Source organism: Microbacterium sp. NPDC055442, assembly GCF_053644215.1.
Map to the genome: position 1 here is coordinate 199,760 of NZ_JBSHLF010000005.1, position 13,305 is coordinate 213,064.

A 13,305-nucleotide genomic window follows, 5' to 3' on the forward strand; every position below is an offset into this window, starting at 1 on the left:
GGCACGGGGGAGCAGCTCGGTTACCCTGATTGTCGACCGGGGGGTGCTCGGTCCCAGTGACCGAAAAGGTGGATGATGGCTGATTTCAAGGCTTCTTATGGCGAGATGGACTCGATGGCGGGCAAGCTCGAGACCGGTCGCGAGGAGATCGGGGACGTGCTGCGTCGCCTGAAGGCCGATGTCGATCGCCTCCTGGGCGATGACTTCAAGACCGAGCACGCGTCGGGCAAGTTCGGCGAGGGCTACAACGAGCTGACGACGGGTCTGGAGAAGGCCATCGAGGGCATCAGCGACATGGGCGAGTCGCTGCGCAAGATGATGCAGGCCATCAAGGACACCGACCAGGCACTCGCCGGCAACTGAGAATCCTCGACGGATGCGGCGGCGTGAAGCCGTCGCATCCGTCGCATCCGGGGGGAGCTGCGCATGACGAAGGTCATCGTCGAGTACAGCGTGCTCAACGAGCTCAATCATTCGCTCAAGCAGATCATCGTCGAGTTCGAGAAGGCCGAGGGGCGCGGCGATGCGCTCGAGGGCCAGATCGGCGCGCCGTACGGCAAGACGCGGCTTCGCGACGAGGCCGCCGAGTTCGAAAGCGGCTGGAACGACCGCCGACGCGTGCTGAAGGAAGATCTGCTCACGATCCAGGACCGCGTCGAGAGCACGGGCCGGGAATGGGCGAACTGGGACCTCGAGGCGTCGAAGAGCGGCGGGGTCGAAGTGAACGAGGTCGACACCATGCCGAGGGTCAACTGACATGGATCTGACTCCGAAACGACGGGTCATCGAGGTGCTCACCGGTGACGCCGACGGCATCGAGGCCCGCGGCAAGGACGTCAAGAGCCTGGGCGATCAGATGATCGGATCGGCGGGCGTCCTCGAGGCGATCGCGGGCGGCGCCGACGGTCAGGAGGGCCTTTCGATCGAGAAGATCCGCGAGGTCGTCGGCGACATCCACCAGGAGCTGCGACTGGCGGGGGAGCGGTACACCCCCACGGGCGATGCGCTGGTCGTGTACGCCATCCAGCTGCGCGCGAGCCAGCAGAGCATCTCCACGGCGGTCACGAACTGCACCGCATCGTGGAGCACTCTGCAGGCGAAGGAGCAGGAGCTCAGCAGGCTCGACCCCTTTCCGGGACTGCTTCCCCTGCCGATGCCTGAGGATCCGACGCCCGAGCAGCTGCAGCGGCAGGAGGACATCGCCTCGGCGCGGACGGCCGTCGGCTGTGCGCGCAACGCCTTCGTCACCGACGCGCAGGCTTTCGACACCGAGTACGACACGTGGGAGGCGGCCTTCGATCAGGCCGCCGATTCGATCGGCGACGCCACCGAGGGCGGCATCAGCGATGCGTGGCACGACAACATCGCGGCGGCGGTGGACGGCATCCTCGTCGTGCTGCAATGGGCGGGCGTCGTGCTCGCCGTGCTCGCGTTCGTCGTCGGCGGGCCGATCATCGCGCTGCTCGGCACGCTCGTGGCACTGGCCACGCTCGCCGCGACGATCTTCAAGGCCGCTCGAGGCACCGCCACCGGGTGGGACCTCGCTCTCGCCATCATCGGGGTGATCCCCTTCGGGTCGATCGCGAAGTTCGCGAACGGCAAAGCCGGGGTCGTCGCCTTCCTCGACGACATGATCGGCGGATGGGGCACGTCGGCGGGCCGCACGGCGATCGGAACGGCCTTCCGGAACATCGGCACGGGGTGGAGCAGTGCGTCCGGGTTCTTCCCCCGCCTGACATCGGCCTTCGGCGGCGCGAACGCGATCGATGACATCGCTGCGCGACTGATGGGGTTCGGCGACGCCGCCGAAGCACTGTTCGCGACGGGCAAGGGCGGCGGCTGGGGTATCGCGGGCACCGTCTTCGGCCACTACGGATGGGTCATCAACACCCCGGCGGGGATCGTGCTGCAGGGCGTCGACGTCGTGCAGCAGTCGCAGGCCCGGACGGATGGCCGGCGGCACGCCGACAACATCGAGACGTGGGAGACTGAGCTCGTCGACGCGTGAGCGCGCCGTGCTCGGTGTCACGGAGAGGATCCGACGATGACTGCGCGCACCTACGCCGAAGACGTCGTCGCCGGCCGCGCCGACTTCTCCTGGTCCGGTCTCGAGAACGCCGCCTACGCGGGGTCTGCCGATGTGCAGGCGCTGCTCGCGCAGTCGCAGGAGGAGTGGCGGCGTGCACCGCGTGACCCCGCGCGAGCCTGGCTCGACGCGCTCCGCGCGATCGTCGAGTTCTGGCCCATCGTGGCTTTCGGGCTCGTCGTCGTGCCCATCCGCCTCGATGGTGATCCCGCACCCGCCGCGATCGTCGCCGGTGTCGGCGGCATCGTCTACATCGTGTCGCGGTGGCTCTGGTGGCTCCGCCCGGGAGCCGACGTCTCGGCCTCGGCGGCGCTGCTCTCATTCGCCGGCGCCGCGCTCGCCGCCGTGACGGCGGGGCTGTTCCTGTTCATCGCGCCCTGGGTGCCCGCGAGCGGCATCTGGTTCGCGATCTTCGTGCTCATGGCTCTCGCCGGCGCCGTGACCGGCGTCGTCGTGACGATCCGCGGGCGCCGGCACGGACCGCACCCCGCCCCGAGCGCGCTCGAGCGCGCTCGACGCATCCATCGGGCCCTCCCCGTCGAGCGGCGCGAGGCCGTCAAAGGCGATCTCGCCGCGGCGCTCGTCGTGCTCGAAGGGGCGGGTGTCGTCGATGCGCGAGATGCCCGGCTGGCCGCCCACACTCAGCCGCTGCTGCTCACGCGCGCCTTCGCGCTGCGCGAGCACCGACCGACCGTCGAAGGAGCACAATCGTGAGCGATCTGCGCGCAGAACTGCGCGGTGAGCCGGCACCGCCGATCCCCGAATTCGCCGTCGTGGTGCCCAGCGGGTGGGACGAGTTCGCGCCCACCGACGCCGCGCAGACCGAGCTGCTCGACAAGGCGATCGAGCGTGCCCGGCAGGCGCACCGCCCCGATCTCGCGGCACAGCTGCGCGCCTATACGGGGCGAGCCTTCGCGGGGATGCGCTCCGCCGAGACGCTGCGCTTCTACATCCAGACCGATTCCTGGAGCGACGACGTCGTCCTGCCGCTGTCGATCACGGCGAGTCTGCGGCGCCCTCCGGCCGGTTCGACGCTCGATGCCGTCGTGACCGACCTCATCCGCACGAAGGGCGCGGTGGCGCTCTACGACGACAAGCGCTTCGTCCGGTGGCAGTCCCGCTCGACCCTGGGGCTCGGTGCGGGGTACGTCCAGCAGCTGTCGACGGCGTACCTCACGCCCGTCCCCGGTGCGCAGCGCACCGTCGCGCTGCAGTTCACCGCCGTCGTCGCCGCGCCCGCCGATGACACGGTCGACCTCGAGACGCCGTTCGTGCGGTCGATGTTCGACCTCACCGACGCCATCGTCTCGACCCTCGTCTGGCACACGACGTGAGGCTCGTCTACGAGGCCGAGCAGCGATTCTGGCTGCACATCCCCACGGGGTTCCCCACGAGCCGGTTTGCGGGCATCGCGGAGTGGGAAGCCGACGTCACCGAGCGCTACACGGAGTCGAAGCCGGATGCCGCACCCGAGGAGGTGCGCACGGTCCTGGGCCTCGCGCGGGATGCGCAGCGTGCCCTGTCGAGCACGGCGCTGTTCGGGCTGCAGTTCGCGCCGATGCCGGCGCCGATGGCCGTCACCTTCGAGGTCGAGGTCGGGCCGCCCCTGAGCGACCCCGACGCGCAGCTCGAAACGCTCGTGGGTGCCGTGCCGCTCGCTCTGCCGCCCGTGGTCGATGCGGTCTCGGCGCCGAAGCTCGGCGAGGGCGTCATCGCGCGGTTCATCGCGGCGGGCGACGACCGCAATCCCCGCGCCGGGATCGGTGCCTTCGTCGCCGGCGAGACGGTGGGGGTGCGGATCCTCAGCCGGGCGACCACGACCACCCTCGTGGGGCTCGTCGACGCACGCCTGCGCGACCTCGTCGAGTCCTTCCGCATCGAGGTGGACGCCGACTGAGATCGGTGTTTGCCGAGCCCCGGCATCCCGCGTATCATTGATCGGGTGTGCGCATTGCGCGCCGTCCACTGTGCCTCGGCGCGGATGGCGGCGGGTGACGTGCCGCATCTCAGGGACCGACCTGCGAACAGGTCGCCCCCACGGCATATCCACCAACGACTCGCGTCAGACCATTCTGGCGCGCGGTGGGTCCGCGTGAGTCCGCAGCGTCACGAATCGAAAGATCCGGATGCCGCGGGTTGAGACCACGACGCTGTCACCGTGCAGCACAACAAGGAGAGAACGTGCCAACCATTCAGCAGTTGGTTCGCAAGGGGCGGACGCCGAAGGTCTCGAAGACCAAGGCTCCCGCGCTGAAGGCGAACCCGCAGCAGGCGGGTGTCTGCACCCGCGTGTACACCACGACCCCCAAGAAGCCGAACTCGGCGATGCGCAAGGTCGCCCGTGTCAAGCTCCGCAACGGGACCGAGGTCACCGCCTACATCCCCGGCGAGGGCCACAACCTGCAGGAGCACTCGCTCGTGCTCGTGCGCGGCGGTCGTGTGAAGGACCTTCCCGGCGTGCGCTACAAGATCGTCCGCGGCGCCCTGGACACCCAGGCCGTCAAGAACCGTAAGCAGGCTCGCAGCCGCTACGGCGCGAAGAAGGGTTGAGTTAGATGCCTCGCAAGGGACCCGCCCCGAAGCGCCCCGTCGTCAACGATCCGGTCTACGGTGCACCGATCGTCACGCAGCTGGTGAACAAGATCCTCGTCGACGGCAAGAAGTCGCTCGCCGAGTCGATCGTCTACGACGCCCTCCGCGGCGTCGAGGCGAAGAACAGCCAGGACGCCGTCGCGACGCTCAAGAAGGCGCTCGACAACGTCCGCCCGACCCTCGAGGTCAAGTCGCGTCGCGTCGGCGGCTCGACCTACCAGGTGCCGGTCGAGGTCAAGCCTCACCGTGCCAACACGCTCGCCCTGCGCTGGCTCGTCAGCTACGCGAAGGGTCGTCGTGAGAAGACGATGACCGAGCGTCTGCAGAACGAGATTCTCGACGCCTCGAACGGCCTGGGTGCCGCGGTCAAGCGCCGCGAAGACACCCACAAGATGGCCGAGTCGAACCGGGCGTTCGCGCACTACCGCTGGTAAACCCTCGACAGGCTCGGGGCCGGACGCAACCCGTTCGGCTCCGAGCCCGTCGAAGGGTCGGACTCCACGACACAACCCGACCGCTCCACAAGATAAGGACACCCCGTGGCACAAGAAGTGCTCACCGACCTGAACAAGGTCCGCAACATCGGCATCATGGCGCACATCGATGCCGGCAAGACGACGACGACCGAGCGCATCCTGTTCTACACGGGCGTCAACCACAAGATGGGTGAGACGCACGACGGCGGTGCGACCACCGACTGGATGGAGCAGGAGCAGGAGCGTGGCATCACGATCACCTCCGCCGCCGTCACCTGCTTCTGGAACAAGAACCAGATCAACATCATCGACACCCCCGGCCACGTCGACTTCACGGTCGAGGTCGAGCGGTCGTTGCGCGTGCTCGACGGCGCCGTCGCCGTCTTCGACGGCAAGGAGGGCGTCGAGCCCCAGTCCGAGACCGTGTGGCGTCAGGCCGACAAGTACGACGTTCCGCGCATCTGCTTCGTCAACAAGATGGACAAGCTGGGCGCCGACTTCTACTTCACGGTCGACACGATCATCAACCGCCTCAAGGCGAAGCCCCTCGTGCTGCAGCTGCCGATCGGCGCCGAGAGCGACTTCCTCGGGGTCGTCGACCTCGTCGAGATGCGCGCGCTCGTGTGGCCCGGCGACGCCAAGGGCGACGTGACGATGGGCGCCAAGTACGAGGTCCAGGAGATCCCCGCCGACCTCGCTGACAAGGCCGCCGAGTACCGTCAGAAGCTGCTCGAGACCGTCGCCGAGACCGACGACGCGCTGCTCGAGAAGTACTTCGGCGGCGAAGAGCTCACGCTCGCCGAGATCAAGGGCGCGATCCGCAAGCTCACCGTCGCCGGCGACATCTACCCCGTGCTGTGCGGCTCGGCGTTCAAGAACCGCGGCGTGCAGCCCATGCTCGACGCCGTCGTGGACTACCTCCCCTCGCCCCTGGACGTGCCCGCCATCGAGGCGCACGACCCCAAGGACGAAGAGATCGTCATCGAGCGCCACGCGAACAAAGACGAGCCGTTCGCGGCGCTGGCCTTCAAGATCGCCGTGCACCCCTTCTTCGGCCGCCTCACGTACATCCGCGTGTACTCGGGTGCGATCGACTCCGGCGCCGCGGTCGTGAACTCGACCAAGGGCAAGAAGGAGCGCATCGGAAAGATCTTCCAGATGCACGCCAACAAGGAGATGCCGGTCGACTCCGTCACGGCAGGCCACATCTACGCCGTCATCGGTCTGAAGGACACGACGACCGGTGACACGCTCTCGGATGCCGCGAACCCGGTCGTCCTCGAGTCGATGACGTTCCCCGAGCCCGTGCTCGAGGTCGCGATCGAGCCGAAGACGAAGGCGGACCAGGAGAAGCTGGGTCTGGCGATCCAGAAGCTCGCTGAGGAGGACCCGACGTTCCGCGTCGAGCAGAACGCCGAGACCGGCCAGACCGTCATCAAGGGAATGGGCGAGCTGCACCTGGACATCCTGGTCGACCGCATGAAGCGGGAGTTCAAGGTCGAGGCCAACGTCGGCAAGCCGCAGGTGGCCTACCGCGAGACGATCCGCAAGACCGTCGAGCGTCACGACTACACCCACAAGAAGCAGACGGGTGGCTCGGGCCAGTTCGCCAAGATCCAGTTCGCGATCGAGCCGCTCGAGGTCACGGCCGAGAAGACGTACGAGTTCGCGAACAAGGTCACCGGTGGCCGCATCCCGCGCGAGTACATCCCCTCGGTCGACGCGGGCTTCCAGGACGCGATGAATGTCGGCGTGCTCGCGGGCTACCCGATGGTCGGCGTCAAGGCGACCCTCATGGACGGTGCCGCGCACGACGTCGACTCGTCCGAGATGGCGTTCAAGATCGCCGGGTCGATGGGCTTCAAGGAGGCCATCCGCAAGGCGAACCCCGTCATCCTCGAGCCGATCATGGCCGTCGAGGTGCGCACGCCCGAGGAGTACATGGGCGACGTCATCGGCGACCTGAACTCGCGTCGTGGCCAGATCCAGTCGATGGAGGATGCCGCGGGCGTCAAGGTCGTGCGCGCTCAGGTGCCGCTGTCCGAGATGTTCGGCTACATCGGCGACCTGCGTTCGAAGACGTCGGGCCGCGCCGTCTACTCGATGGAGTTCGACAGCTACGCCGAGGTTCCGCGCAACGTCATGGACGAGATCGTCCAGAAGACCAAGGGCGAATAACCCTACGGATGCCGCCCCGGTCCCTGAGCTCGTCGAAGGGCCGGGTCGGCATCCGCACAACTTCATATCGAACCAGTCATTAGACTGATCACCATCCCCGTAGAGAACCGGTCGCAAACCAGTGCCCGGACGCTCTACATGAACGTCCTGAGGAGGACCCAGTGGCCAAGGCCAAGTTCGAGCGGACCAAGCCGCACGTCAACATCGGAACGATCGGGCACGTCGACCACGGCAAGACCACGCTGTCGGCCGCGATCTCTAAGGTGCTCGCTGACAAGTACCCGTCGGCCACCAACGTGCAGCGTGACTTCGCCACCATCGACTCGGCTCCCGAAGAGCGTCAGCGTGGCATCACGATCAACATCTCGCACATCGAGTACGAGACCCCGAAGCGTCACTACGCGCACGTCGATGCGCCCGGTCACGCCGACTACATCAAGAACATGATCACCGGTGCCGCCCAGATGGACGGCGCGATCCTCGTGGTCGCCGCGACCGACGGCCCCATGGCGCAGACGCGTGAGCACGTGCTGCTGGCCAAGCAGGTCGGCGTGCCGTACCTGCTCGTCGCGCTGAACAAGTCCGACGCCGTCGACGACGAAGAGATCCTGGAGCTCGTCGAGCTCGAGGTCCGCGAGCTGCTCTCGAGCCAGGACTTCGACGGCGACAACGCGCCGGTCATCCGCGTCTCGGCGCTCAAGGCGCTCGAGGGCGACGAGAAGTGGTCGCAGTCGATCGTCGAGCTCATGGAAGCCGTCGACGAGAACGTGCCCGACCCGGTGCGTGACCGCGACAAGCCCTTCCTCATGCCCGTCGAGGACGTCTTCACGATCACCGGTCGTGGAACGGTCGTCACCGGCCGCGCCGAGCGTGGCACGCTCGCGATCAACTCCGAGGTCGAGATCGTCGGTCTGCGTCCGACGCAGAAGACGATCGTCACGGGTATCGAGATGTTCCACAAGCAGCTCGACGAGGCCTGGGCCGGCGAGAACTGCGGTCTGCTCCTGCGCGGCACCAAGCGTGACGACGTCGAGCGCGGCCAGGTCGTCGTGAAGCCCGGTTCGGTCACCCCGCACACGAACTTCGAGGGCACGGCGTACATCCTCGCCAAGGACGAGGGCGGCCGCCACAACCCGTTCTTCACGAACTACCGCCCCCAGTTCTACTTCCGCACCACGGACGTCACCGGCGTCATCACGCTGCCCGAGGGCACCGAGATGGTCATGCCCGGCGACACCACCGACATGTCGGTCGAGCTGATCCAGCCGATCGCCATGGAAGAGGGCCTCGGCTTCGCGATCCGTGAGGGTGGCCGCACCGTCGGCGCCGGCACGGTCACGAAGATCCTGAAGTAACGTCGCAGCACCGTAAAAGGCCCCTCGGACTCCGGTCCGAGGGGCCTTTCGCATCCCCGCCGGCGCTCGATTTGGCGTTTGCGCTTCGATGTCCTAGTGTCATCGTCAGTGTCTCGTCGACGCGGATCCGGGGGGCCGGCGCCGCACGATGTCGAAGGGTCATCACTGGGGAGTAGAGCTCGTCCACCGTGGGGGTGGGATCGAGTCTTGGCCTGCTTCCCGTGCAACGCGCTTTTGGGGAGCAGCATGCACAACGAGGTTCCAACGCGCCGTCAGCGACGTACGCGATCGCGGATCAATCGACGCGCGCGCCACACGACGGCCATGATCCTCGCGGCGGTCGTCGTCGCGGGAACGGTCGCGGGCGGCTTCACGCCGGCCATCGCGACGACGCTCGATCCCGAGCAGGCTCCGGTGGTCGCGACTGTCACCGACCTCGAGGTCGCCGACACCGGTGCGGCCCAGCCCGAGGCTGCGCCGCCCGCCGATGACGCCGGCATCGCCATTGCGGCGGACGAGGCGGCGATCGCCGAGTCGACGGACGACGCCGTGGTCCCCGAGACCGACCTCGAAGCGGTCGCCCCCGAGGCCGCGGCCGCGAAGACGGGCGCGTCCGGCGCGGTGAGCACGTTCGCTGCGGGACCGATGCCGATGTGCCAGTCGAACTACGTGTACTCGGTCTCGAGCTCCGGCACCGTCCGTCAGATCGTCAACGGCAGCGGGAACAACACCGCCGCCGTCACCACCTTCGGCAGCTGGCCGGGGAGCTTCACGGGGGTCAACAGCCTCGCGATCGGCCCGAACGGCAGCGTCATGTACGCCATCAACCGGTCGGCGAACAACAACGCCGCCGACGTCCTCAACGTCCTGCGTTACACGCAGGCCACCGGAGTCTGGGAGACGCTGCCGAACACGGGGCTCACGACCGGCAACAGCACGTCGCTGGTGGCCGGTGCCGTGAACCTCGCCAACGGCCGCTTCCTCATCGGCGGGTTCGATTCGGAGTACCGCGGCATGCCGTACTTCCGCAACGAGTACCGCTTCATGCTCTACGAGTTCGACCCGGTCCGCTATGCGGCGGACCCCGCGACGGCGTATCGCACGCTCGGCTACTTCTGGACCGGCGCCACGACCGGGCAGCAGAACGGCGACATGGCCTTCGACTCCTCGGGCAACCTCTACGTCGTCCGCAGCGATGACTCCGGCACGACGAACATCTTCTCGGTCACGGCGGCGACTCTCGCCGCTGCTCAGGGCGGACTGCTCACGCGGTCGCAGACGAACGCATCGGACGGCATCCGGATCTCGGCCGTCAACGGCATCGCCTTCGAGGCGGACGGCACGATCTACCTCGGTAACGGCACGACGATCGAGCGCTACAACCCGACCACGTGGCAGCGTCTGCAGCGCGTCACGACATCGCTGAGCAGCAGCACGGACCTCGCAGGCTGCAACTCGCCCGCCAACCTCACGGTGCAGAAGAACGTCGTCGGCCGCGCCGCTCCCACCGACCAGTTCCGGCTCGAGGTCGGCTCCGGCAACACGGTCGTGGCGACCGCGACGACCGTCGGCACCAGCACGGGCATCCAATCCGAGCAGATTGGTCCGATCCCGGTCGTCGCCGGGGCGGAGTACCGCATCGCCGAGACGATGGCCTCGGGCTCGGCGACCGACTACGCGTCGAGTTGGACCTGCACGCGCGACGGCGCCGTCGTGGCATCCGGCCAGGGGGCCTCGGGCACGATCAGGATCCCGAGCGTCAACGGCGCGAGCGTGGCGTGCGTGTTCACCAACGCTCCGCTGGTGACGCCCGTGACCATCACCAAGACGGTCCTCGACGACCGCGGCGAGAACCCGCGGCCGGGTGCCGGCTGGACGATGGGTCTGTCCGCGACGGCGACGGGCGGCACCGTGACGAAGGTCGCGGGCAACACCCCCGAAGGCACGACGAATGCCGCAGGCGCGGCATCCTGGACCCTCCGCTACGGCTCGAGCGCGGCGCGCGCGACGTTGTCGGTGTCCGAGACGCAGCAGGCCGGCCACGAGTTCGTGAGCGGCCAGTGCACCGTCACTGCACCGTCGGGCGCATCCTCGACCATCACGCTGACGAGTGAAGCCGCCCAGGCGATCGGCGATGTCGCACCCGGCTCGACGGTCCAGTGCGCCTACGTCAACAAGCTCAAGCCGACCTCGCTGACACTGGTCAAGAAGGTCGAGGGCGACGCCGATCCCGCCACCTGGACGCTCACGGCGCAGGCGCTCGCGCCGTCGGGTGCGCTCCCGGGGCCGAGCGGGAGCTCCGGAACGGACGCCGCGACGGCCGCTGTGACGGCCGGCGTCCCGTACGCGCTGTCCGAGGACGACCCGGTGGCGACGTACGTGCGACACGGGGAGTGGACCTGTCTCGATCAGGACGATGTCCTCGTCGCCGTCGACGGCGACACCGTCACGATCCGCGAGGCAGGCGACCAGGTCACCTGCACGATCACGAACGCCACGGCGCGCCTCACCATCCTCAAGCACGTCGTCGACGGATCGCAGCTCGACCCGGCCGACTTCACGCTGACCGCCACACCCGCCGCCGGCCCCGCGCTCGAGCCGGTCGCCACTCGCGGCACAGCGTCCATCGCGGATGCCGACACGTTCGAGGTCCGCCCCGATCACGCGTACACGCTCGCCGAGTCGACCGATTCCGCGACGATCGCCTACCGAAACCTGGCGCTGCAGCGACTCACGCCGGGCGGCGACCCGGCCGTGGACGCCGACTGGACCGACGTCGACGCCGCCGCGATCACGATCGCACCCGGCGAGCACGCCACCTACCGCTTCGTCAACGACCGGATTCCGGCGGTCGTGCTTCCTCTCACGGGTGGCACGTCGGCCGACATGTTCCTGATGCTGGGCGCCGCCATCATGGCAGCCCTCGCGGGACTCGGAGTCTGGCACGCGACCCGACGCGCGAAGAGCGCATCATGACCCGGCCGAGCAGGATCAACGGCCACACCACGCAGTACACAACTGGGGGAGAAAAAGGAAACATGAGTACATCCATCACCAAACGACTCGCCGCAGGGGCGGTCGCGCTTGCGCTCGGTCTGACCGGCGCGGTCGCCATCTCGGCGCCGGCGGCTGCAGACAACGGCGTCGGAAACATCACCGGCACGCAGGGAACGCTGACGATCCACAAGTACGAGCGCGCCGTCGACAGCCCGCTCGACCCGGGCACGGGTCAGGCCATCCCCGGCTTCACGGGTGAGGGCCTCGACGACGTGACCTTCACGATCCAGCGCGTCCAGACCGGTTCGCTGCTGACCGCGGCCGGGTGGAACGACGTCCAGGCGATCGCCGACGCAGCCGACCCCATCGCCGCTGCGACCGCCGCGGGCCTCACCGCGGCCGGAAGCGTCACGACGTCCGGTGGTGGCGTCGCGACCGCGACTCTGCCCTACGCGCTCTACCTCGTCACCGAGACCGCGACCGCGAACACCCCGTCGACGATCACCGGCGTGGCCGCGCCGTTCCTCGTCACGATCCCGTTCCCGACGGGCCCGGACGCGCAGAACCCGAACGAGTGGATCTACGACGTCCACGTCTACCCGAAGAACGCCGTCACCGGCCTCGAGAAGGACGTCGTCGCCCCGACCGAGGGTGAGCTCGCCCACGGCGACCTGGTTCGCTGGGCGATCAAGGCCGACGTCCCCGTCCTCGGCGCGGACGAGTCGTTCGACACGTTCACGGTGAGCGACGTCGTCGACTCCGCGCAGCTCGCGTTCGTCACCGACGCCGAGGCCGGCGACCTGGGTGTCCAGCCCACGACGGTCGTCGTGACCGACGCGTCCGGTGCCGCTGTGTCGCTGACGGCGGGCACGGACTTCACGATCACTCCGAGCCCCGCAGCGGGCGACACGCTGACGGTCACGTTCACCGAGTCCGGCCGCGCTGCGCTCGAGACGTCCGCCCAGGGCGGCCAGGTGACCTTCACGGTCCTCACGCGTGTCCTTTCCGTGCCGGCCGACGGCATCCTGACGAACGACGCCGTGAGCGTCGTCAACGACGGTGAGAACGAGACCAGCACGACCACGACCGTGGGTCAGCTCGGTGTGTTCAAGTACGCCGTGACCGCGGGCGGCGCCCAGCAGGCGCTCGAGGGCGCGACCTTCGCGCTCTACCGCGACGCCGACCTGACCCAGCCGGTCACGGTCGCCGGCGAGTCGGAGTGGACGAGCGACGCCGAGGGCCTGCTGAGCATCCCGGCTCTGCGCCCGGGCACCTACTGGCTCGTCGAGACGGCGGCGCCCGCGGGCTACGTGCTCGACGCGACGCCGCGCGAGGTCACGATCGTGGCCGGTGCGACCACCACGACGGTCAACTACGTCGAGGTCGAGAACGAGCAGGTTCCCGCGTGGGAGCTGCCGCTGACCGGTGGTGACGGCGCCCTGTGGTTCGGCGTCGGCGGAATCGCGCTCGTCGCGGTCGCAGCCGGTGCGGCCGTCCTCGTGGCACGTCGCCAGAAGGCCCAGGCCTGATACGCCGGGTTCGTCGCCCGGCGATGAACCCAGGCAGCGGCGGGGGATATCGCGTCCCCCGCCGCTGTCGTCTCACGTGACCGGAAGCAGCC

General features: G+C 68.4%; 12 protein-coding genes. All 12 read left to right on the forward strand.

The genetic code is table 11. The annotated features are described in order from the left end of the window. Nucleotides 1-75: 75 nt before the first annotated feature. The 12 genes from ACWIBS_RS12920 to ACWIBS_RS12975 all read left to right on the forward strand — a co-directional run bounded on the left by ACWIBS_RS12920 (nucleotide 76) and on the right by ACWIBS_RS12975 (nucleotide 13,213). On the forward strand, nucleotides 76-363 hold the full coding sequence (locus ACWIBS_RS12920) for a WXG100 family type VII secretion target (RefSeq protein ID WP_376129556.1): 288 nt from the start codon (nucleotides 76-78) through the stop codon (nucleotides 361-363). Nucleotides 364-426: 63 nt separating this feature from the next. Further along, nucleotides 427-756: a hypothetical protein gene (locus tag ACWIBS_RS12925; RefSeq protein WP_376129554.1), complete on the forward strand. Its 330-nt coding sequence runs from the start codon at nucleotides 427-429 to the stop codon at nucleotides 754-756. Nucleotide 757: 1 nt separating this feature from the next. Then, nucleotides 758-2,008: a hypothetical protein gene (locus tag ACWIBS_RS12930; RefSeq protein WP_376129551.1), complete on the forward strand. Its 1,251-nt coding sequence runs from the start codon at nucleotides 758-760 to the stop codon at nucleotides 2,006-2,008. Nucleotides 2,009-2,044: 36 nt separating this feature from the next. Then, a complete protein-coding gene (locus ACWIBS_RS12935; RefSeq protein WP_376129548.1) occupies nucleotides 2,045-2,800 on the forward strand; it encodes a hypothetical protein in 756 nt (251 codons plus the stop codon). Beyond that, nucleotides 2,797-3,420, forward strand: coding sequence for a hypothetical protein (locus ACWIBS_RS12940; protein ID WP_376129546.1), 624 nt, complete (start codon nucleotides 2,797-2,799; stop codon nucleotides 3,418-3,420). Before ACWIBS_RS12935 ends, ACWIBS_RS12940 begins: the two co-directional genes overlap by 4 nt. Further along, entirely contained in the window at nucleotides 3,417-3,983 is a 567-nt protein-coding gene (locus tag ACWIBS_RS12945) for a hypothetical protein (RefSeq protein WP_376129543.1), read from the forward strand. The genes ACWIBS_RS12940 and ACWIBS_RS12945 overlap by 4 nt, the downstream gene beginning before the upstream one ends. A 284-nt stretch (nucleotides 3,984-4,267) precedes the next feature. Beyond that, on the forward strand, nucleotides 4,268-4,636 hold the full coding sequence (gene rpsL, locus ACWIBS_RS12950) for a 30S ribosomal protein S12 (RefSeq protein ID WP_067194597.1): 369 nt from the start codon (nucleotides 4,268-4,270) through the stop codon (nucleotides 4,634-4,636). A gap of 5 nt (nucleotides 4,637-4,641) precedes the next feature. Continuing rightward, nucleotides 4,642-5,112, forward strand: a complete 471-nt coding sequence (gene rpsG, locus ACWIBS_RS12955; RefSeq protein WP_150893261.1) for a 30S ribosomal protein S7 — start codon at nucleotides 4,642-4,644, stop codon at nucleotides 5,110-5,112. 105 nt (nucleotides 5,113-5,217) lie between these two features. Beyond that, nucleotides 5,218-7,332: an elongation factor G gene (gene fusA, locus ACWIBS_RS12960; RefSeq protein WP_376129539.1), complete on the forward strand. Its 2,115-nt coding sequence runs from the start codon at nucleotides 5,218-5,220 to the stop codon at nucleotides 7,330-7,332. A gap of 161 nt (nucleotides 7,333-7,493) precedes the next feature. After that, entirely contained in the window at nucleotides 7,494-8,687 is a 1,194-nt protein-coding gene (gene tuf / locus ACWIBS_RS12965) for an elongation factor Tu (protein WP_376129536.1), read from the forward strand. A 324-nt stretch (nucleotides 8,688-9,011) separates the two neighbouring features. Beyond that, nucleotides 9,012-11,663, forward strand: coding sequence for an LPXTG cell wall anchor domain-containing protein (locus ACWIBS_RS12970; RefSeq protein WP_376129533.1), 2,652 nt, complete (start codon nucleotides 9,012-9,014; stop codon nucleotides 11,661-11,663). A 62-nt stretch (nucleotides 11,664-11,725) separates the two neighbouring features. Continuing rightward, a complete protein-coding gene (locus tag ACWIBS_RS12975; protein ID WP_376129531.1) occupies nucleotides 11,726-13,213 on the forward strand; it encodes a SpaH/EbpB family LPXTG-anchored major pilin in 1,488 nt (495 codons plus the stop codon). Nucleotides 13,214-13,305 lie beyond the last annotated feature (92 nt).